This window comes from Agrobacterium sp. 16-2014-1-2a (genome assembly GCF_053522705.1).
Map to the genome: position 1 here is coordinate 326,405 of NZ_JBNWBX010000002.1, position 21,507 is coordinate 347,911.

The 21,507-nt window shown below is 58.6% G+C and carries 20 protein-coding genes; 10 read left to right on the plus strand and 10 right to left on the minus strand.

The genetic code is table 11. The annotated features are described in order from the left end of the window. Nucleotides 1-242 precede the first annotated feature (242 nt). A complete protein-coding gene (locus tag ACQZ45_RS10425) occupies nt 243-2,219 on the plus strand; it encodes an ABC transporter ATP-binding protein (protein ID WP_003513518.1) in 1,977 nt (658 codons plus the stop codon). Nucleotides 2,220-2,232: 13 nt separating this feature from the next. On the opposite strand, the gene ACQZ45_RS10430 is transcribed toward ACQZ45_RS10425, so the two are convergent. Beyond that, nucleotides 2,233-3,165 carry an endonuclease/exonuclease/phosphatase family protein gene (locus ACQZ45_RS10430; protein WP_065659149.1) on the minus strand — a complete coding sequence of 311 codons (933 nt, stop codon included), beginning with the start codon at nt 3,163-3,165 and terminating at the stop codon, nt 2,233-2,235. Nucleotides 3,166-3,475: 310 nt separating this feature from the next. On the opposite strand from ACQZ45_RS10430, the gene petA reads away from it, so the two are divergent. The 5 genes from petA to ACQZ45_RS10455 all read left to right on the plus strand — a co-directional run bounded on the left by petA (nt 3,476) and on the right by ACQZ45_RS10455 (nt 7,364). Further along, entirely contained in the window at nt 3,476-4,054 is a 579-nt protein-coding gene (gene petA, locus ACQZ45_RS10435) for a ubiquinol-cytochrome c reductase iron-sulfur subunit (protein WP_003513514.1), read from the plus strand. Between the two features lie 14 nt (nt 4,055-4,068). Then, nucleotides 4,069-5,352: a cytochrome b gene (locus ACQZ45_RS10440; protein WP_019565206.1), complete on the plus strand. Its 1,284-nt coding sequence runs from the start codon at nt 4,069-4,071 to the stop codon at nt 5,350-5,352. Between the two features lie 22 nt (nt 5,353-5,374). Further along, a complete protein-coding gene (locus tag ACQZ45_RS10445) occupies nt 5,375-6,259 on the plus strand; it encodes a cytochrome c1 (RefSeq protein WP_003513510.1) in 885 nt (294 codons plus the stop codon). Between the two features lie 79 nt (nt 6,260-6,338). After that, entirely contained in the window at nt 6,339-6,731 is a 393-nt protein-coding gene (locus tag ACQZ45_RS10450) for a GFA family protein (RefSeq protein WP_113291206.1), read from the plus strand. Between the two features lie 90 nt (nt 6,732-6,821). Next, entirely contained in the window at nt 6,822-7,364 is a 543-nt protein-coding gene (locus tag ACQZ45_RS10455) for an adenine phosphoribosyltransferase (protein WP_019565208.1), read from the plus strand. Between the two features lie 13 nt (nt 7,365-7,377). Here the strand turns inward: ACQZ45_RS10455 and ACQZ45_RS10460 are convergent, their stop codons facing one another. The 4 genes from ACQZ45_RS10460 to ychF form a co-directional block, all read right to left on the minus strand. Beyond that, nucleotides 7,378-8,013, minus strand: a complete 636-nt coding sequence (locus tag ACQZ45_RS10460) for a class I SAM-dependent methyltransferase (RefSeq protein WP_113291205.1) — start codon at nt 8,011-8,013, stop codon at nt 7,378-7,380. Between the two features lie 63 nt (nt 8,014-8,076). Then, complete coding sequence (locus ACQZ45_RS10465) at nt 8,077-8,544, minus strand: MaoC family dehydratase (RefSeq protein ID WP_003513502.1); 468 nt, start codon at nt 8,542-8,544, stop codon at nt 8,077-8,079. After that, on the minus strand, nt 8,541-9,014 hold the full coding sequence (locus ACQZ45_RS10470; RefSeq protein WP_003513500.1) for a MaoC family dehydratase: 474 nt from the start codon (nt 9,012-9,014) through the stop codon (nt 8,541-8,543). The genes ACQZ45_RS10465 and ACQZ45_RS10470 overlap by 4 nt, the downstream gene beginning before the upstream one ends. A gap of 321 nt (nt 9,015-9,335) precedes the next feature. Further along, the gene (gene ychF / locus ACQZ45_RS10475) at nt 9,336-10,439 is read right to left on the minus strand and encodes a redox-regulated ATPase YchF (RefSeq protein ID WP_113291204.1); all 1,104 of its coding nucleotides are present in this window, start codon (nt 10,437-10,439) and stop codon (nt 9,336-9,338) included. Between the two features lie 253 nt (nt 10,440-10,692). Between ychF and clpS the strand changes: the two genes are divergently transcribed. After that, nucleotides 10,693-11,004: an ATP-dependent Clp protease adapter ClpS gene (gene clpS / locus ACQZ45_RS10480; RefSeq protein WP_003513495.1), complete on the plus strand. Its 312-nt coding sequence runs from the start codon at nt 10,693-10,695 to the stop codon at nt 11,002-11,004. An 11-nt stretch (nt 11,005-11,015) separates the two neighbouring features. On the opposite strand, the gene ACQZ45_RS10485 is transcribed toward clpS, so the two are convergent. The 5 genes from ACQZ45_RS10485 to ACQZ45_RS10505 form a co-directional block, all read right to left on the minus strand. Beyond that, a complete protein-coding gene (locus tag ACQZ45_RS10485) occupies nt 11,016-11,468 on the minus strand; it encodes a GNAT family N-acetyltransferase (RefSeq protein ID WP_113291203.1) in 453 nt (150 codons plus the stop codon). A 6-nt stretch (nt 11,469-11,474) separates the two neighbouring features. Beyond that, the gene (pth, locus tag ACQZ45_RS10490) at nt 11,475-12,191 is read right to left on the minus strand and encodes an aminoacyl-tRNA hydrolase (RefSeq protein WP_113291202.1); all 717 of its coding nucleotides are present in this window, start codon (nt 12,189-12,191) and stop codon (nt 11,475-11,477) included. 102 nt (nt 12,192-12,293) lie between these two features. Next, nucleotides 12,294-13,007, minus strand: a complete 714-nt coding sequence (locus ACQZ45_RS10495; RefSeq protein WP_025594147.1) for a substrate-binding periplasmic protein — start codon at nt 13,005-13,007, stop codon at nt 12,294-12,296. A 16-nt stretch (nt 13,008-13,023) separates the two neighbouring features. Next, a complete protein-coding gene (locus tag ACQZ45_RS10500) occupies nt 13,024-15,408 on the minus strand; it encodes a bifunctional diguanylate cyclase/phosphodiesterase (RefSeq protein WP_003513486.1) in 2,385 nt (794 codons plus the stop codon). A 306-nt stretch (nt 15,409-15,714) separates the two neighbouring features. Then, nucleotides 15,715-16,326: a 50S ribosomal protein L25/general stress protein Ctc gene (locus ACQZ45_RS10505; protein WP_013636594.1), complete on the minus strand. Its 612-nt coding sequence runs from the start codon at nt 16,324-16,326 to the stop codon at nt 15,715-15,717. A 300-nt stretch (nt 16,327-16,626) separates the two neighbouring features. Between ACQZ45_RS10505 and ACQZ45_RS10510 the strand changes: the two genes are divergently transcribed. The 3 genes from ACQZ45_RS10510 (at nt 16,627) to adh (ending at nt 21,469) form a co-directional block, all read left to right on the plus strand. Then, nucleotides 16,627-18,711, plus strand: coding sequence for a putative bifunctional diguanylate cyclase/phosphodiesterase (locus tag ACQZ45_RS10510; RefSeq protein WP_111790755.1), 2,085 nt, complete (start codon nt 16,627-16,629; stop codon nt 18,709-18,711). A gap of 107 nt (nt 18,712-18,818) precedes the next feature. After that, a complete protein-coding gene (locus ACQZ45_RS10515) occupies nt 18,819-19,778 on the plus strand; it encodes a helix-turn-helix domain-containing protein (protein WP_013636592.1) in 960 nt (319 codons plus the stop codon). A gap of 173 nt (nt 19,779-19,951) precedes the next feature. After that, nucleotides 19,952-21,469, plus strand: a complete 1,518-nt coding sequence (adh, locus tag ACQZ45_RS10520; protein ID WP_003513477.1) for an aldehyde dehydrogenase — start codon at nt 19,952-19,954, stop codon at nt 21,467-21,469. Nucleotides 21,470-21,507 lie beyond the last annotated feature (38 nt).

Here is a 21,507-nt window from a genome sequence, read left to right on the forward strand (position 1 = left end):
AGGGCGGGAAGCATGGTTTCCCGCCCTTTCGTTTGCGGTTCACGTTTATCTATGTAGGCGAGTTAAACCTCTCCTCCGTCATGCCGGCCTTGAGTCGGTTTCCAGTAACGGCCGCGTCTGCGCCGTGAAAGGAGTCTCCGCGATCAAAAACTTGAATCGCGCTTTACCCCGGATCTAGTCCTTGGTGACGGAGTGAGGATGCTGCGAGTGCGCAAAATCCAGGTGGGTCTATCCAGAGCCCGGTGGAACATTCTTCGCCCTTTTTCATTTCCCGAACGTTACCGAAATATAATCTCTTCCCGAACGCTCTGCGGCTGTTCCCGCTCCGGGAATCCGCCTATATCCGGATCATGGTCATTACCCGCATCTTCGAGTTTTTCGAGAACTGGATAAAGCCCTTCGCCCGCAAGGACGATTTGCGGCCGCCGGAAAAGACGTCCGGTTTCATCTGGTTCTATATCTCGCAGGCCAAGGCGCCGTTTCTTGCCATGCTGGTGCTGGGCGGGTTGACGGCTGCCATTGAGGCTGCGCTTTTCTGGTTCGTCGGGCGACTGGTCGACATTCTCTCGACCGTCAAGCCGGAAGAGGGCTGGGCTGGACTGCTGGCAGCCCATGGCGGCGAACTCGTCGGCATGCTGGTGTTGATCGGCATCGTGCGTTTTATCGTCACCATGGTGACCGCGCTGGTGGACCAACAGATCATCACGCCCGGCTTTTACAATCTGGTGCGCTGGCAATCCTATATGCATGTGGCGCGGCAATCGCTGACCTTTTTCCAGAATGATTTTTCCGGCCGCATCGTCACCAAGGTCTGGTCGGGCGGGCAGGCGGCAGGCGATCTTGTCACCTCGCTGATGGAAAGCGTCTGGTTTGTCGGCATCTACTCCGTCTCGATGCTGCTGCTGATCGGCGGGCTGGACTGGCGGCTTGCCGTCGTCGTCCTCGTCTGGGTGCTGATCTTCTCGCTGCTGGCGCGTTATTTCGTGCCGCGCATCCGCTCCCATTCGAAAGAAACGGCGGAGGCAGCCTCCATGCTTTCCGGCCGGATGGTGGATGCATACAGCAATATCCAGACGCTCAGGTTGTTCGGGCGCGACGATGCCAATGACCGCTACATGCGGCAGGGCTTCGATATCTTCCAGAATGCCACGATGACGTTCACGCGGTTCATCACCGGTGTGCGCGCCTCGATGGCGCTGCTGTCTGGTGTGATGATCACGTCGATGGCGGCGCTGTGTATCGACCTTTGGCTGTCCGGCAAGATCAGTTCCGGCGCTGTCGCCTTCACGCTGGCACTGGTTCTGCGCCTCAACTTCCTGCTCGGGCGATTGATGACGCAGTTCAACGGCATCATGCGCAATTTCGGCACGGTGCAGAATGCGGCTGAGCTGATTTCGCAGCCGATCGGCCTCGTGGACGCGCCGGATGCGACAGTGCTGGACGTGAAAAGTCCAAGTATCCGCTTCGAAAACGTCAGCTTCCATTATGGGCGGGCGAACGGGGTCATCGACAATCTTAATCTCGATATCAAGGCGGGGGAGAAGGTCGGCATCGTCGGACGCTCCGGCGCGGGCAAATCCACCCTCGTCAATCTGCTGCTGCGGTTTTACGATGTCGAGAAAGGCCGTATCCTCATTGATGGGCAGGATATCGCCAAGGTCACCCAGGAATCACTGCGCGCCCATATCGGCATGGTCACGCAGGATACGTCGCTGCTGCACCGTTCTATCAGAGACAACATCATGTTCGGGCGCACGGATGCCACCGAAGCGCAATTGCTGGAGGCGACGCGCCGGGCCAAGGCGGATGAGTTCATTGCACGGCTGGAAGACCAGCGCGGCCGCACGGGTTTCGACGCGCATGTCGGCGAACGCGGCGTGAAATTGTCCGGCGGCCAGCGCCAGCGCATCGCCATTGCCCGCGTGATGCTGAAGGATGCACCGATCCTCGTCCTCGACGAGGCGACGTCTGCGCTTGATTCGGAAGTAGAAGCGGCGATCCAGAGCAATCTGGATGAGTTGATGCAGGGCAAGACAGTGCTGGCCATCGCCCACCGTCTTTCAACGATTGCTGCTCTCGACCGGCTGATCGTCATGGATCAGGGCCGTATCGTCGAGCAGGGCAGCCATTCAGATCTCGTCTCGCAGGGCAGACTTTATTCGGAACTCTGGGCGCGACAGTCGGGCGGTTTCCTTGCTGTGGACGAGGCTGCCCAATAGGGCCTGTCGGCAGCTATTTCCCGATCATGAAATCCGCCATCAGGCCGAAATGATTTGAACCGAGGCTGTCGGGCAGACGGGTGGTTTTCAAGAGCGTGGCCGGTTCGCGGGCGAAGATATGGTCGATGGCGATGCCGAAGCGACCTGCCTTCGTCGGCCATGTGGCGGGTTCCCATGGCGCTTTCTTCAGGTCGTTGGCGGCGAGGAAGTCGCGCATGTCGGGAGCGATGCTGGCCGAATTGAAATCTCCGGCCAGAATGAGCGGCCCGGTAACGCGAAAGAGAATTTCGCTGACTTCGTCCAGCTCGTCCCGGTGATAGTCGTCGAAATAGGGTTTGGTGATGTGACCTGCGGCGAGCGTCAGCTTCGTGCCGTCGAAATCGATGCTGGCGATGGCGAAACGGTCGCGGCGCAGATCGCTGAGGCTATGGAAACGGCCCTCCAGCAGCGGTCGCTTCGACAGGATCAAAAGATCACAGGTCGGTGTTCCCGCATAGCAGCCAAGCCTGTGGGGGTAGGTTTGCTGCAGACGCGGCAGAACCGATTCCAGCGCAGCCGCCTCGAACAGATAGACAGCATCCGCGTCTGATTCGAGAATCCTGTCGGCAATCGCATCCGCATTGGCGGCGTTATCCATCAATACGTTGAAGGACAACAGCCGGAAGGGTCTGGCGCCAGGTGCCGCATTGGCGCTTGTCGAGAATTCCATGAGCATGGCGACGGCGTGGATGGCGAGTGCAAGCGACCAGATGATGAGGAAAGCGGAAATCGCGTCACGCGTCAGCCAAAATACCAAGCATGACAGCAGGATACAGACGAAGGCAATGTGAAGCTGGAAACTGGTGACGAAGGCTAAAAGCCAGAAATCCGTCACATAACGCAGGCTGGCGATGAAAAGTACGGCAGCCACGACCGTGGAGACCATGCACGAGAGCTTCGCCGTCATCCGAATCCCTGCTTTCCAAGCTCTCCCTTGATGTCTCGTAACATGCCGCAAGGGTGGGCACAATGTTGCCCGCTTGCCGGGGCTTAGGAAAAAATGAGAAACAAATCCGCCCCTTCTGGCAGAATTACGGCAGCTTTGTGTGCTTTGCTCTTGCCAAGTCAGTCAATATTTTGCGATCAAACAGAATGACGCGGTTTCTCAAACGCCGCGAGGATGACCGAGACGGTGGGACGGAGATTGTCTTGGATCAAATCATAGCGGGAGGACTCATGCGATTTACGGCAAAAACAGCGCAGAGGATGGTGTAGCGGTGAGCGAGCACGTAACCAATCACGACGCCTCGGGTGAACCGACCCGTCGCGATTTTCTTTATCTAGTAACCGGAATGACGGGCGCCGTTGGTGCCGCCGCAGTGGCATGGCCCTTTATCGACCAGATGCGTCCAGACGCATCGACGCTGGCGCTTGCCTCCATCGAGGTGAACGTCGCGGCGGTCGAGCCGGGCATGTCGCTGACCGTGAAGTGGCGCGGCAAGCCGATTTTCATCCGTAACCGCACGGAAAAGGAAATCGGCGAAGCCAATGCGGTCGCTCTTGCCGATCTCAAGGATCCGGTGGCGCGCAACGCCAACATTGCCCCCGACGCGCAGGCGACGGACATTGACCGTTCCGCCGGTCAGGGCAAGGAGAACTGGATCGTCATGATCGGTTCCTGCACCCATCTCGGTTGCGTTCCGCTCGGCCAGGCCGGCGATTTCGGCGGTTGGTTCTGTCCCTGCCATGGCTCGCATTACGATACGGCGGGCCGCATACGTAAGGGTCCGGCGCCGCAGAACCTCGCCATCCCGACATTTGCATTCACATCCGATACCGTGATCAAGATCGGATAAGGGGACAGATATTTATGAGTGGTCATTCCAGTTATCAGCCGTCCACCGGCATCGAGAGGTGGATCGATTCGCGGCTTCCCTTGCCGCGCATGATCTATGACAGCTTCGTTGCCTATCCTGTCCCGCGTAATCTGAACTACGCCTACACATTCGGCGCTATGCTGGCTGTCATGCTGATCGTGCAGATCCTCACCGGCGTCGTGCTTGCCATGCATTATGCCGCTGAAACGACGGTTGCCTTCAATTCCGTTGAAAAGATCATGCGCGACGTCAACCACGGCTGGCTGTTGCGCTACATGCACGCCAACGGTGCGTCGTTCTTCTTCATCGCGGTTTACCTGCACATCGCCCGTGGACTTTATTACGGCTCCTACAAGGCGCCACGCGAAATCCTCTGGATTCTCGGCTGCGTGATCTACCTACTGATGATGGCGACGGGCTTCATGGGCTACGTGCTGCCGTGGGGCCAGATGTCCTTCTGGGGCGCCACGGTCATCACCGGCTTCTTCTCGGCGTTCCCGGGCATAGGTGAGTGGATTCAGCAGTTCCTGCTCGGCGGCTTTGCGGTGGACAATCCGACGCTCAATCGCTTCTTCGCGCTCCACTACCTGCTGCCCTTCATGATTGCGGGTGTCGTCATCCTGCATATCTGGGCGCTGCATGTGACCGGCCAGACCAATCCGACCGGTGTGGAAGTGAAGAGCAAGACCGATACGGTGCCCTTCACGCCCTATGCGACGTTGAAGGATGCACTCGGTGTTTCGGTGTTCCTCATCGCTTATGCGTGGTTCGTCTTCTACATGCCGAACTTCCTCGGCCACCCTGATAACTACATCATGGCGGATCCGTTGAAGACACCGGCGCATATCGTGCCCGAATGGTACTATCTGCCGTTCTACGCGATGCTGCGCGCCATCACCTTCAATATCGGGCCGATCGATTCCAAGCTCGGTGGCGTTCTCGTCATGTTCGGCGCAATCATCGTGCTGTTCTTCCTGCCCTGGCTCGATACCTCGAAGGTTCGCTCCGCCGTCTATCGTCCCTGGTACAAGCTGTTCTTCTGGCTGTTCGTGGTCAACGCCATCCTGCTCGGCTGGCTGGGTTCGCGTCCGGCGGAAGGCCTTTATGTCATCATGTCGCAGATCGGCACGCTTTATTACTTCGGTTTCTTCCTCGTCATCATGCCGATCCTCGGTCTGGTCGAAACGCCGCGGCGTATTCCGAATTCGATTACCGAGGCCGTTCTGGAAAAGAACGCCGCCAAGAAGACTGCCGCGCCAGCGGCCGCCCAAGTCTGAGCGCGAAGGAAGGATGACGACAATGAAGAAGCTTGTAACGAGCATCGCGCTTATCGCTGCCATCGGCTGTTCCGCCGCCGCTTTTGCGGCGGAGGAGAGCCACGATCTCGCCACCAAGACCGAGCATGCGATCGCCGGCGGTCACTTCCCGGTCATCAAGCCCGAGGAGCAGAGCTGGTCTTTTGCCGGACCTTTCGGCAAATACGACAAGGGCCAGCTGCAGCGCGGCCTGAAGGTCTACAAGGAAGTCTGCTCTGCCTGCCATTCGATGAGCCTCGTTTCCTTCCGCACGCTGGGCGATCTCGGTTATTCGGAAGAGCAGGTGAAGGCCTTTGCTGCGGAATATGAAGTGCAGGACGGGCCGAACGCCGACGGCGAAATGTATAATCGCAAGGCTGTGCCTTCCGACCATTTCCCCTCGCCATTCCCGAACCACGAAGCGGCTGCTGCTGCCAATGGCGGAGCTGCACCACCGGACATGTCGCTGCTTGCCAAGGCGCGCGGCGTGGAGCGTGGCTTTCCGCAGTTCGTCATCGACATGATTCCGATCATCGGCGGTTATCAGGAAGGCGGCCCGGACTACATCCATGCGCTGCTGACCGGATACCAGGACGCGCCCGCCGGCGTTGAAGTGTCGGAAGGCACGCATTTCAACCCGTATTTCGCCAGTGCCGTGGCGCTGAAAATGGCGCCGCCGATCAGTGCCGATCAGGTGACTTACGACGACGGTGCGCCGCAGACGGTGGATCAATATTCCAAGGACGTGTCCGCTTTCCTGATGTGGGCCGCAGAACCGCATCTGGAAGCACGCAAGCGCACCGGCTTCATGGTCATGGTGTTCCTGTTCATCTTCACGGCGCTGATCTATCTCACCAAGAAATCGGTCTACGCCAACAAGGAACATTGAGCGGCTTCAAATGCCTGCAATCATTGGCCCCCATGGTCCTGCCCTGGGGGCCTTTTCATGTGTCGAAGGAGGATGAGAAATGGTGAAAGTCCGGAGCGGTGGCTGCCTGTGCGGTTCCGTCCGTTTCGAGGCCACGGGTGAACCCGGCAATCCGCACAGCTGCTCCTGCGATATCTGCCAGCGGCATTCCGGCGCTTCCAGCCTTGCCTGGGTGGAGTTTGCGAGCGATGCAGTGGTCTGGACGGGAGAGGGCGGTGCGCCCATGGTTTTCCGGTCTTCCGATTATTCCAGCCGTGCGTTTTGCGCAGTCTGCGGCAGCACGCTTGGCGCCATCGACGATGCACCGACTGTCGCCCTTGTTTGCGGCTCTTTTGACGACAGAAATGACAAGGCGCTACGGCCTCTGTCGCATTCCTTCGCGGATGTATGCCCGGTCTGGGCGCGGATCGAGGGAATGTCGGGGCAGGAATGAGCGGCGGTCCTTTTTAGTTGGTCCGCAGCCACCAAGTTGATAGGGTGGCCCGAACCTTCTGATCCATTTCCCAATCTAACTGGAAATACCATGACCGTTATCGCTTCGGAGCTTTCCGCTGCCATCCGTTCCATTCCCGACTACCCGAAGCCGGGCATCATCTTCAGGGACATTACGACTCTGCTTGGCAATCCGCGCGCTTTCCGCCGTGCCGTGGACGAGCTTGTGCAGCCCTATGCGGGAACGAAGATCGACAAGATCGCCGGCATGGAAGCGCGTGGCTTCATTCTGGGTGGAGCGGTGGCGCACCAGCTTTCCGCCGGTTTCGTGCCTATCCGCAAGAAAGGCAAGCTGCCGCACACCACTGTGCGCGTGGCCTACAGCCTTGAATATGGTGTCGACGAAATGGAAATGCATGTGGATGCCGTGCAGCCGGGCGAAAAAGTCATTCTGGTCGACGACCTGATCGCGACTGGCGGCACCGCCGAAGGTGCGGTGAAACTCTTGCGGCAGATGGGCGCGGAAATCGTTTCGGCCTGCTTCGTCATCGATCTGCCCGATCTCGGCGGCCGCAGGAAGCTGGAAGATCTCGGTGTCGAAGTGCGGACACTGGTGGAGTTTTCGGGGCATTGAGGCCGGTTTCCGGCTAGGAATGTTGCGACATGCCGGTGTTTTGTCCGGTCTTTCGTAGTGCGATCCATGTCCAGTGGACGCCCATGGCGCGATTACCCGCCTGAATGGAAGCAACTTCTACCTGTCGTATCAACCTGAACCCCAGACGGGCTGCATTGCCCGTCGTTTCCGCTGGTGAAATGGGAAAAGCACGGCGGCCTTCGGGTGCAGGGCCGTGACGCAGGGACATGATCAGCAATCCGCCCTCTGCCGTCATCTCCGAGAGGCTTTCCATGGCGGTCTGCCGTGCCTCGTCATCGATATGGTGCCAGACGCCGCACAGCGTAACCAGATCGAACGGGCCGTGGCGGCGCGCTTTCATCAGATCGGGCAAACAGTCGTCAAGCCAGGTTATCTTGTGCGAGAGGTGCAATCTCTTTCCGGGTTCACGCAGTTCCTTGACCGGCTCTATCGCCAGAACATCATGGCCGCATTCGGCAAACCAGGCGGCATCGCGACCGGTGCCGCTGCCAATATCCGCGACGCGGGCCGGTGTGACCGGCAACAGATCGATGACCGGTGCGTAGATTTCCCGGCAATCCAGTCCATCGAACCTGGCAATCAGGTCCGGCGTTGCCGCTTCAGCATAACCCTGTAGGATATCGTTCATTCTTGCCTTCCCGCCGCGACGCCGATTCCGAGGGTATCGCGCGCGGGCTATCTAGGCCAGCCGCTATTCGAACTCCAGAACCCCGCTCTGGAAGGTCATCACGGTTTCTCCGGACTGGTTCACGCCCTCGTTGAAGGTGGTGTTCAGCCAAACCCCGGCTCTTGATTCCAGCGGTCGGGCATCGAGCAATGTGACGAAATAGGTCACGTCGTCTCCGGCGAAAACCGGCTTTTTCCATTTGAGTTCACGAAAGCCGGGGGAGGGGCCAAGTTTCGGCGGTTCAAGGCCAAGTTGTTTCAGCCTCTTCACTTCCTTGCCCCAATGGGAAAGGAAACATTTCATCCAGCCAGCGCCGGTGTGCCAACCGGAAGCGCAGAGCGCGCCGAAGACGCTGTTTTTCGCCGCTTCGGCATCGAGATGAAAGGGCTGCGGATCGAAATCGCGGGCGAAACGGACAATGTCTTCGGCGGAAAAATGCAATGTGTCGAGGGTGACCCGTTCGCCGATCGGGGAAAGTTCTGCCAGTCTCATGCCGCAAGGCCTCCGTCCGCACGCATCAGAAACATCACGGTGTTTTCGCCGTGCGATACCAGAACGCCGCGCTGGTTATAAAGCTCATGGCGAAACTTCACGAGGCCGATGCCGGGGCGTGAGCTGGAGGTGCGCTGTTCCAGAACAATGGATTTTCCCGAAAGCGTATCGCCAGCCAGAACCGGCTTTTTCCAGTCGACATAATCGATGCCGGGGCTGCCTTGCGATGTCGAATCGCTGATATAGCTCTCCGCCATCATTCGCATCAGCAGGGCGCAGGTGTGCCAGCCGGATGCCGCCAGCCCGCCGAGAATGCTCTGGCGGCCAGCCTCTTCGGATAGATGCATGGGCTGGGGGTCGAACTCGCTGGCGAATTCGATGATTTGTGCTGCAGAAATCGATTGCGGTCCCAGGGGAAATTCCCGTCCAACGGAAAAATCCTCATAGGCATATGTCGCGACCGGCGCCATGGCTTCCTCCCTTGCCTAGTCGATGTCACCGGCATCTAAAATGATTTTTCCCTTTACGTAAAGGTCAAATCGAGAGTGCGTTTGCGGCATAGGGAGATGCTGTTGAGAGAGCGAGTGCGGCATGCTGCCTTCTCCCAGTGGAGGAGAAGGTCGCGATAGCGGAATGAGGGGCAAGGGTCGTGAGATTCGCCAGCCTTGCCTCCTCATCCGATCCTCCGGGCTATCTTCCCCCGCCGGGAGAAGAAACAAGCCACAGGTCTGTGTCACTTCGGTCAGCGCGTCAAAAGACGCGATGTGACCGCCGCCGCGCTCAAGACCAGATCAGGTATTAAAGCGGAAGTGGATGACGTCGCCGTCCTGGACGACATATTCCTTGCCTTCGTCGCGTCCCTTGCCGGCTTCCTTGGCACCAACTTCGCCCTTGTAGGCGATGTAGTCGTCATAGGCGATGGTAAAGGCGCGGATGAAGCCACGTTCGAAATCGGTATGGATGACGCCGGCGGCAGCGGGCGCTTTGGTGCCGCGCACGATCGTCCAGGCGCGCGTTTCCTTCGGGCCGACGGTGAAATAGGTGATGAGGTCGAGCAGGTGATAGCCGGCGCGGATCAACCGGTCGAGACCGGCTTCGGTGAGCCCGAGGGCCGAGAGGAATTCTTCGGCTTCATCGGCCGGAAGCTGCGCGACTTCGGCCTCGATCGCCGCCGAGATGATCACGCATTCGGCGCCCTGTTGCTTTGCCATCTCCGCGACAGCCGCGGTGTGCTCGTTGCCGGTGGATGCCTCGGCTTCCGAGACGTTGCAGACATAAAGCACCGGGTGCGACGTCAGGAGATTGAGGCCCTTGAGGATTTCGATTTCCTCGTCCGCCAGTGTCTTCAAAAGCAGACGTGCCGGTTTTCCGTCGTTTAGCAGAGCAATTACGGCTTCCATCACCGGCAGTTGGGCCAATGATTCCTTGTCCTTGCTGGTGGCGCGCTTGCGCGTCTGCTCGACACGGCGTTCCAGGCTTTCGAGGTCGGCGAGCATCAGTTCCGTCTCGATCGTGTCGGCATCGCCAACCGGATTGATGCGGCCTTCCACATGGGTGATGTCGTCGTCCTCGAAGCAGCGCAGCACATGCACGACGGCATCGACTTCGCGGATATTGGCGAGGAACTTGTTGCCGAGACCTTCACCCTTCGATGCGCCGCGCACCAGGCCGGCAATGTCCACGAAGGAAATGCGGGTCGGAATGATTTCCTTCGATCCGGCAATGGCCGCGAGCTGCTGCATGCGGGGGTCCGGCACGGCAACTTCGCCGGTGTTGGGCTCGATGGTGCAGAAGGGATAGTTGGCGGCCTGCGCGGCCGCCGTTTTCGTCAGCGCGTTGAAGAGGGTGGACTTGCCGACATTCGGCAGCCCGACGATACCGCATTTGAAGCCCATGGCTTGAAACCTGTCCGTTTGAAAGAATTCGTTGAGGAGCCTTTTGCGGAAAGGGCAGGGCAAGGTCAAGCCCGGGGGCCGATTTGGGCGGGCAAAGCCCCGCGAATGGCGCGGAATTTTGCGCGAGTACGGGGCCGGGGTTGTCGATGCTGCGGTTGCGGCGCAATATGCGCCGGTCGAGCAACCGATCTTTCGTCATCAACGGGGATTTTCCCCATGGGCTACAATTGAGTGACAATCACGGGCGACAATGATGAGTGACAGTCCTGTTGATCTCAAACCGAAACCGAAAGTCAAACCGAAGCTGGAGCGGCCTAAGCTCTACAAGGTCATTCTGCTGAATGACGACTATACGCCGCGCGACTTCGTCACCCTGGTGTTGAAGGTCGTCTTCCACATGGGCGAGGACACCGGCCACCGGGTGATGATGACGGCGCATCGCTTCGGGAGCGCGGTCGTCGTTGTCTGCGAGCGCGACATTGCCGAGACCAAGGCCAAGGAGGCGAACGATCTTGGCAAGGAGGCCGGGTTTCCGCTGATGTTCACCACCGAGCCGGAGGAGTGACGGCTTTATGCTCAATCCCGCCGGATCTGAAAACCCGTCTTGTTCTGAATGAAACCACAGCTTTCGTAGAAGGCGTGCACCTCAGGACGCTGCCGGCCGGTCAGCAGCATCACCTTGTAGCAATTTGCGGCAAAGGCGGTCTCGATGGCGTGGCGCACGACTGCGCGGCCATATCCCCGGCCGCGACGGCTTTCCAGCGTCACCACATTTTCGATGAAGGCATAGGGACGGGCAGCGCGCGTCAGGTTCGGGATGACGAGAAGCGTGGCGGTTGCAACGGGTTCCTGGTCTTCCATGGCAAAGAACACGGTGAGGCCGGGTTGGCCGAGCATGGCGGCGAAAACCGTGCTTGCCTCTTGCGCCGTCAGTTGCGGGTCGGAAGGGTTCAGCGCCTGGTAAAGTTCGAGCAGTTTCGGCAGATCGCCCGGGCCAGCTTCGCGAAGGCTCATGGTCTCTGAAGACATCTGCGCTCAATCCTTCTTGCCGAACATCCGCTTCAGCATCTCTGCCATCGGCCCGGTTTCCGGCAGTTTTTTCGGTTGGGCGTTGTTGCGCGCCTGATGGATGTGGGATTGCGCGGCGGGCTTGGCCGCCTTGGCCGGTTTTTCCGTTTCCGGCTTGCTGCCGGTGGCAAGCGCCAGCTTGTTCATCAGCTGCGAATCCTCCGATTTCACCAGCATGGCGGCATTGTCGGCAATGGCGTCCAGCAGCGGATCGAGCCAGACGCGGTCGGTCTTGGCGAAATCACCGAGAACGTGGCCATGCACCCGCTCCTTGTCGCCGGGATGGCCGATGCCGAGACGCAGGCGGCGGTATTCCTTGCCGCAATGGGCGTCGATCGATTTCAGGCCATTATGGCCGCCATGGCCGCCGCCGGTCTTGATGCGCGCGCGGCCTGCAAGCAAATCGAGTTCATCATGGATGACGATAGTGTCTGCCGGTGCAAGCTTGAAGAAACGCATGGCCTCGCCGACGGATTCACCCGACAGGTTCATGTAGGTGAGGGGCTTCATCAGCAGAACTTTCTCACCGCCTATTTCGCCTTCGGAAATCTCCGCCTTGAATTTCCGCGCCCAGGGCGAGAAGGAAGGCAGGCGCTGCAGCGCATCCACGGCCATGAAGCCGATGTTGTGACGGTTTCCCGCATATTGGGCGCCGGGGTTACCAAGGCCTGCGATGATCTTCATGGGGCATGTCCGCTTTTTTGCCTGACGATGCTGTTGTCACCACCCCGAAATGTTCCGGCTGTCAATCTTTTTATGGATTTTTTGGATGTGGCGAGCGGGCGCTCAAGGGCTGACGAGTTTGTAGCGGTCGAATATGCTCTGTTGCGTTCCATCGGCGATCAGTCTGTCCAGGCGCGCCTGCAATTTTGCAATGACCTCGTCTGGAACGCTTTTGTTGCAGGCAAGACCCAGCTGTTGCCGCGCCAGCGTTATCACTTCCCTGAACTTGCCTGGGGGTTGGCTTTTGAAAGTGCTTTCCGACATGGGCATCAGGTCGATGCGGCCTGCGTTCAGCTTGTGAAGCGTGATCTGGAAATCAGCACCGACATCCACGTGCTCGAAACCGAGGTTGCCAAGAAGGACCTCGGTGTAGTCGCCACGCTGGGTGCCGACCCGGTATTTTCTCGCGTCTTCCAGACTGGAGACGTTGATATCCGCATTCTGGCGCGCCACGAGGATGTTGCGGTCGCTATGGATCGGCGAGACCCATTTGAATAATTTTTCCCGTTCGGACGTTCTCGCCGTGGCAAAGACGCAATGCATGGCCTTCGTTGTGGCCAATGCGATCGCCCGCGCCCAGGGCATGACGGCAACCTCGTAATCGGTGCCGGTATCCTCAAGTACGATCCTGAGCTGGTCGATATAAACGCCCGCCACGCTGCCGTCGTCGTTTTGCAGATTATAAGGTGGGTAAACCTCGGTGGTCAGGAAAAGCTTGGCTGCGCTGGCCGGGCCGGCAAGAGCAAGAAAGATCAGACAAAAGCGGATCAATCCCATGGCTGCTCCCACCCGTTTACGCCTGTCGCGCCGCGGCGCGGTCTGCGCCGTTATCCGCATTCAATGCGGCGATCAGCCGTTCAATGGGCTGCGGTCGCGCAAAATAATAGCCCTGTCCGTAATCCGCACCTATCACTGTCAGAAGCTCCTTCTGCTCTTCCGTCTCGACGCCTTCGGCGATGACGGAGCAATTCATCTTGTGTGAGATTGCGGCGATACCCTCGACCAGCATGCGGCTGCGCTGCCTTATCTCCACCGTGTCGTCGCAGATCGAGCGCGTGAAGGACTGATCGATCTTGACGATGTCGACCGGAAAGCGGCTGAGATAGCTTAGCGACGAATAACCGGTGCCGAAATCGTCCAGCGCGATGCGGCAGCCCAGCTGGTGAATGGCATTGAGGATCGCCCGGATTTGCGGATCGTCCTTCATGATGACCGCCTCGGTTATCTCGATAATCAGCCGTTTGGGGAGAATGCCGTAGCGGTGAAGGACGCCGGCGATACGGGTCGGCAATCCCGGTTCGAACTGCAGCGGCGAAAAATTCACCGCCACATAGGATTGCTCCATGCCGGGCAGGTGCGACAGTCTGGCCAGATTGGCGATTGACTGGTCGAGGATGACATTGCCGATGCGATGGATGGTGCCGTTTTCTTCCGCAAGGCTGATGATCGTGGCGGGAGAAAGCAATCCCTTGTCCGGATGGTTGAGACGCAACAGTGCCTCGAAACCCGCCGTCTGGCCCGTTGCAAGATCTTGAATCGGCTGGAAATAAGCCTCGAACCAATTGTCCGAAAGCGCCTGCGCGATATCCCGTTCCAGTTCCGCATGTTCGCGCGCCCGGTCCATGATCGAGCTGTCGAAGATCTGCGAGCCATTCTTGCCCGTTCTCTTGCGGGTATACATGGCCATGTCGGCATTCTGCAAAAGTTCGGATGCGCTTGCGGCATGCAGCGGGTAGATCGCCATGCCGATGCTGGCGCTGAGACGGATGCTGTTGCCTTCGATCTCGAAGGGCGTGTCCAGCATGGTGCAAATCCGCTCGCAGAACAGCTGGGCGCGCTCCTCCACCTTGTCGCCGGCAAGCAGAATGGCGAATTCGTCGCCGCCCAGACGCGATGCGCTGTCCAGCGGTGTCAGCAGTGGTTCGATTTTCAGCGTGAATTCCCGCAGAACCGCATCGCCTGCCGCATGGCCGAGATTGTCGTTGATGGCCTTGAACCGGTCGAGGTCTATGAAAAGGCATGCCAGTTCGCTGCCGTTCCTGTCTGCGTCACGGATCTGCACGTCGAGAATGGCCTCGAAACCCTGGCGATTGAAGAGGCCGGTCAAATGGTCGGAAATGGCCTGCTGGCGGTTGCGCTTTTCCGACTGGCGCAACTCCGTCACATCAGTCATGACGCAGAGATATGTGCCCTGATGTGCGTTGCCGGAATCAAGGGCTTTTTCAAGGATGAGGGCGTCCATAACGCTGCCATCCATGCAATGAAAACGCACCGTTATACCCGCATGTGCGGCGTCGGGCGAATGTTGCGCCGCCTTGCGCTGCAGGAAAAGGGACCGGTCATCCGGGTGGATGAGGTCGGCGAAATTCAGGCCGAGTATTCTGGCCCGATCATAACCGGTCGCCTGCACCCAATAGTCGCTGACCGCGGCAATCCTGTCGTATCTGTCAAGCGAGAACAGCATGGCGGGTGTGCGATTGTAGATTTCCGTCTTCCGCTCATGGGCATGCTTGATTTCCAGCTCTTCCTTTTCAAGCTGGGTCTGCATTTCGTTGAAGCTTTTTGCCAGCCTGCCGATCTCGTCCTTCGAGCGCCAGTCGACATGGTGGCGGGAACCGACGCGGCGTGTCGCTTCTATCGCTGCCGCCAGCCGCATCAGCGGGCGGATGACCATGAAGCGGTTGCCGGCGATGGCCGCAAGAACGGTGGTGAGAATGGCGAGAATGAAAATTGTGATGAACGCCAGTTCGGTGCGGCTGAGAGAGGTCAGAAGACCGATATCGTCGTAATAGACTGTCAGTTGCCCGACGGTGACGACACCGTTTGTGGTTTTGTAGGTCACTTCGCGGGTCGTGGAGGCTGCATCCTGAATGATGTCGCTGCCGGCCGTCTGGATGATGTCCAGCTGGCCAGAGGTATCCTTGACCTCGACCATGCGGATCACGGGGTCGGAAACGAGGGTGCCGGTAATCTGATTTATGGTGTCGTCGTCGAGATCCCATAGCGGGCGGGCAAGCGCCTGCGCATTGGTTGACAGCAGAATCTCAAGGTGATTGCGCTGGCTACGGATAGCCTCGTGATAGGAGAGGGTCAGCAAAAGGGTGAAAAGCGGGGCGACCACTGTGAGAAGTGCACCGGAAACAATCGCGATAAAGCGACTTTCGACGGAATGAGCCATGTTCTATTGCAGTACCCTCTACCCCAGATAACTGCGCCCCGTTTCCGCCCCGTCCGGAGAGACATCCTTGAGGTTTTCGGCAACGGCCTTGTATCCTCACTGTATTTCTTCAACCCGTCCGGTGTTTTCACGATAACGCAATGGGCATCGTTTCATGGAATTGTTAATTCACGCTGAAACGGGACCGGCATCCTGCACGCGGCGAGAGGTTTTTGCTTTTAAAGTTCATAAAAACTAAAAGGCCCGTTCCGAAAAACGGAACGGGCCTTTTAGCTCAAATCTGTCTGGCCTTATGGCCGCAGATTATTATTCAGAAGCTTCGCCGGCTTCTTCTTCTTCTTCAGCAACGCCGCCAGCCGGAGCAACGATCGTTGCGATCGTGAAGTCACGGTCGGCGATTACAGGCGAGATGTTCTTCGGCAGCTTCACATTCGAAATGTGAACGCTGTCGCCGATCTTCAGACCGGAGAGATCAACCGTGATGAATTCCGGAATGTCGTTGGCCGGGCAGTGGAATTCCACCGTGTGGCGAACGATGTTCAGAACGCCGCCGATCTTGATTTCCGACTTTTCTTCGTTTTCGAAGTGAACCGGAACTTCAACGTTGACGAGCGTGTTGCCCGAAACGCGCAGGAAGTCGACGTGCATGGTGAAGTCGCGGACCGGATCAAGCTGGTAGTCCTTCGGCAGGACCTTGATCTTCTTGCCGTCGACGTCGATTACCGCCACAGTCGTCATGAAGCCGCCAGCGTGGATACGCTTGGTTACTTCGTTGGTCGACAGAGCGATGGAAATGGGGGCCTGCTTGTCACCATAGATGACAGCGGGAATCAAACCGTTGCGGCGAAGTTCACGAGAGGACCCCTTACCAACTCGTTCGCGCGCCTCGGCCTTGAGCTCATACGATTCTTTGCTCATGGCAATTCCTTTCGAGGTTATATGGAGAGTTCATGCCCGCGGGCGCTGAACTGGAGAGGCTAAAAGCCATCTCGCCCGCGTTGCCTCCAAGGGTGTCTACACGGGTGCGGGCGCTATAATACAAACGGAAGACAAAGACAAGAGCGGCCGTTTTCCACGGATGCTAAGCTGTGATTTTATTAGACTTGTCTAATTCACTCGTGCATTGCAACTTTTAATATATGCTTATCCATTCATATAAACCGGCTGCAAACTTGGCAAGTGATAAGGCTGCCTGGAATTCCAATTGCGTAGATGACAATGCTTAAAGTTCTCCAGTGCCTTACCGTCGATCATGACTTCCGATACACCACAGCAGCGGTCCTCGTCTGCATGCTGGGGAGCTTCGTCACGATGCGTCTTTTCTCGAGGGCGCGTCAGGCGAGGGGTTGGCAAAAGGTCAACTGGCTGTTTCTGGCTGGTGTCAATGGTGGGTCGGCGATATGGACCACCCATTTCGTGGCGATGCTGGGTTATGTCGCTGCCGGGGAGGTGGGTTACGATCCCTATCTGACCGGGCTTTCGCTTCTTATCGCCATTGCCACAACGACAAGCGGCTTTGCCATTTCCGCCTATGGCGGACGCACAGCGCTGGTGGAAGCGGGTGGTGCGACAGTCGGTCTCGGTATTGCTGCCATGCATTATACCGGCATGGCTGCCTATCAGATCCAGGGCATGATTTTCTGGAACCAGACCTACGTCATCGCTTCGCTGGTGCTCGGGGCTGTATTCGGCGCGCTCGCGGTCAATCGCATCGCGCGCCCAGTCAACCGGTTTTGCCAATATAGCTCGGTTGCGTTTCTCATCCTGGCCATCGCCTCCATGCATTACACCGGCATGGCCTCGATGTTGTTCGAGTTCGATCCGCGCATCGTCATTTCGGAAAGTCTGCTGCCGCCCGCCATCATGGGTGGGGGCGCCATCGCCGTGACGCTTCTCCTGCTGGCGCTCGGGCTTTCCACCTATGTCATCGACGCCCAGTCCACCCAGCAGGCGGTCGCCCGCTATCGTCATCTTTCGCTCCACGATCCGCTGACGGGCATTCCGAACCGCGCGGCATTTATCGAACATCTCAACCGCCGCACGCGCCATCTCTCCATGGGCGCACACACGGCGCTTTTGTCCATCGATCTCAACCGCTTCAAGGAAATCAACGACGTTCACGGCCATGCGGCGGGCGATGCCGTGCTGCGCGCCATTGCCGACCGCGCAAGTTCCGTTCTGAAAGCCGGGGAGTTTCTGGCGCGTATGGGCGGGGATGAATTCGTGGCGATGACCCATTCCTATTATACCCGTGCCGATGGTGCGGAATTCGCCCAGCGGCTGATCGAGCAGATCAGCAGGCCAGTCGAATGGAACGGGCAGACGTTTTCGGTCGGCGCGAGTGTAGGCATATCGGTGCGCAATACCGGCGCCATCGACGCCGACACGCTGATGGCGCAGGCCGATGTCGCCATGTATCGGGCAAAAGGCGGGAATTCCGACACGATCTGCTTTTACGACAAGTCCATGGATGAAGCTGCACGCGAACGCAACGCGCTTGCCGTGGCCATGCGCAGCGGTCTCGCCAACAGCGAGTTCGAGCTTTATTACCAGCAGCAGAATGATACCAAGAGCGGCAGCATCGTCGGTTTCGAGGCGCTGTTGCGCTGGAAACATCCGGAACGCGGTATGATCTCGCCCGTCGAATTCATTCCGATCGCGGAGCAGACCGGCTTTATCGTCGAATTGGGCGAATGGGTTCTGCGTGAAGCCTGCGCGCAGGCGGCTCTCTGGAAAAAATCGCTTTCCATCGCCGTCAATGTCGCCCCGCAGCAGCTTGCGGACAATGATTTCCCCGAAAAGGTCGAGAAGATTCTTAGGGAGACGGCGCTTGCGCCTGAGAGGCTTGAGCTTGAAATCACCGAAGGCAGCATCATCGCCGACCACCGCCACGCGCTGATCACGATCCGCAAACTCAAGGCGCTCGGCGTCAAGATCGCCATGGACGATTACGGCACGGGCTATTCCTCCCTCTCGACCCTGCAGAGCTTTCCCTTCGACAAGATCAAGATCGACCGGGCCTTTATCGATGGCCTGTCGACCAATGTGCAGTCGGAGGCGATCGTTCGCTCCACGCTCATTCTGGCGCATAGCCTCAATATTCCGGTGCTTGCGGAAGGTGTCGAGACGAAGGCCCATATCGAGTTCCTTCGCCGCGAAGGCTGCCTGCAGGTGCAGGGCTTCTTCTTCGGCAGGCCCGGTCCCTTGACCTCCATCGCCAATCTCGTCGACGACACGTTCCTCTCGACGGAGGACGAGCCGGAGGTCACCACCACCGGCCAACGCTATTTCAAGGCGGTATGATATCAGGCGCAGCCCGCGGTTGCGCTGACGGATGCAGGTCGCAAAGTTTTTAGTTGAAACGTGAACGCTTCCAGCGCACCATTGCCGAAAAGCTTTGGGAGGAGCGAATGCCGACAGACATCGCCCATGCGGACCGCGTGTATGAAACAGCGCGCCAACGTTCCGCAGCCGCAAGTTCTCCGATTATCGCCTCATGGCGCCGTTGCATGGTCACGCACCGTCTTGCGCCGGAGGAAAACCGCAAGCCGATCTTTCTTACCGACGTCGAATTCCGCCGCGCACGCGAAAGTGCGGCGGGCCTGATTGCCGAAAGCACGGATGAACTCGACCGCATTTTTCACAGTGTCGGCAAATCCGGCTGCTGCCTGCTTTTGACCGACGCCCAGGGCGTCGCGCTGGAGCGCCGGGGTGCTGCCGGCGACGATCGTGATTTCCGGGCGCTTGGTCTCTGGTCCGGCGCCGTCTGGAGCGAAGCGAGCGTCGGAACCAACGGTATTGGAACGGCACTTGCCGACGAGCGTTCGGTGGTGGTCTATCGCGATCAGCATTTCTTCACATCGAACACGGAACTCTGCTGCACCACGGCCCCGATCCGCGACCATACCGGCCGGGTGACGGGCGCTCTCGATATTTCCACGTGCCGCGACGACATCAACGAAATGACGTTTTCTTTCGTCACGCAGGCGGTGCGGGATGCGGCGCAGCGTATCGAGGGCAATCTCTTCCGCCGGGCCTTTCCCGGCGCGCGCATCGTTGTGGTGCCTACGGGTTTCAGTCCGGCACTTTCCTTGCTTGCCGTCGATCAGGACGATCTCGTGCTTGGGGCGACGCGCGCGGCGCGCCTTGCGCTGAAGCTCGATGACCATCGCATTGCGCAGGGGCTGCCCGCCGCCGATGTGTTGCAGGAACAGCGTCACGACGGCGGTTCCGATCTTGAGGAGGCGGAACGTTCGGCTTTGCGCCGGGTTCTGTCGCGCACCAATGGCAATGTCACGCAGGCCGCGTCCCTGCTCGGCATCAGCCGCGCCACGCTTCATCGCAAGATGAAGAAATTCGACGTGCATTGAGGCTACCTGAGACGATACCCGCTCAATTCAGCGGGATCGGAGCGGGTTTGTCGCAGATGTGAGACAATGTGCGCTGCGGAACCGCGCCGTACCACTACCCGCCACGATCATCTAGGCCCACCTTCCTGTCATGCGGTCCGTCGCGGATCGTTTTCATCAGGGAGGATGAAATCATGAATATTCAGGTTCAGCACAAAGCTGGCGAAGCGCCCTTCAAGCTGAAATACGGAAATTTCATCGGCGGCAAATGGGTGGAGCCGAAATCCGGCCGCTACATGGACAATCTGTCGCCGGTAACGGGTCACAAGATTTGTGAGGTTCCGCGCTCCGATGCGGCCGATATCGAACTCGCACTGGATGCCGCCCACCAGGCGCGGGAGAAGTGGGGCAAGACGAGCGTTACCGAACGTTCCAACATCCTGCTCAAGATCGCCCAGCGCATCGAGGACAATCTAGATCTCATCGCACGGGCCGAAACCTGGGATAACGGCAAGCCGCTACGCGAGACCACCAATGCGGATATTCCGCTGACGATCGACCATTTCCGCTATTTCGCGGGCTGCATCCGCGCGCAGGAAGGCACGATCGGCGAAATCGACAATGACACGGTCGCTTATCATTTCCATGAGCCTCTCGGCGTCGTCGGCCAGATTATTCCGTGGAACTTCCCGATCCTGATGGCCGCATGGAAACTTGCGCCGGCACTCGCCGCTGGCAACTGCGTGGTACTGAAGCCGGCGGAACAGACGCCTGCTTCTATTCTGGTGGTGATGGAGCTTATCGAAGACCTGCTGCCGCCTGGCGTGCTCAACATCGTCAACGGCACTGGTGTTGAAGCGGGCAAGCCGCTGGCGCAGAGCAAGCGCATCGCCAAGATCGCCTTCACCGGCTCCACCCCGGTCGGCAAGGAAATCATGCGTTATGCGGCCGACAATGTCACAAACATCACGCTGGAACTGGGCGGAAAGTCGCCGAACATCTTCTTTGCCGATGTGATGAATGAAGACGACGCCTTCCTTGACAAGGCGCTTGAAGGTTTCGCCTTCTTCGCGCTTAACCAGGGCGAAGTCTGCACATGCCCGTCGCGTGCGCTGGTGCATGAATCGATCTACGACCGCTTTATGGAAAAGGCGATCAAGCGCGTTCAGGCCATCAGCCAGGACGACCCGCTCAATCCGTCGACCATGCTGGGTGCGCAGGCCTCGCAGGAACAGTTCGACAAGATCATGCGCTATCTGGATATCGGCAAGAAGGAAGGCGCAAAGGTTCTGACTGGCGGTGACCGCAAGACGCTCACGGGCGATCTTAAGGACGGTTATTACATTCAGCCGACGGTCTTCGAAGGCAACAACAAGATGCGGGTTTTCCAGGAGGAAATCTTCGGTCCTGTCGTTTCGGTCACCACCTTCAAGACGGTGGAAGAAGCGCTCGAAATCGCCAATGACACGGTTTACGGTCTTGGCGCTGGCGTCTGGAGCCGCGATACCAATATCGCCTATCGCGCTGGTCGTGGCATCGAAGCGGGCCGCGTGTGGACCAATTGCTACCACGTCTATCCGGCCGGTGCCGCCTTTGGTGGTTACAAGCAGTCGGGCATCGGTCGCGAGACCCACAAGATGATGCTCGATCACTACCAGCAGACCAAGAACCTGCTCGTATCCTACAGCCCGAACAAGGTTGGCTTCTTCTGAGTTCCTCCCCGGAAGCCGGCGACGGATCGTCCTGATTT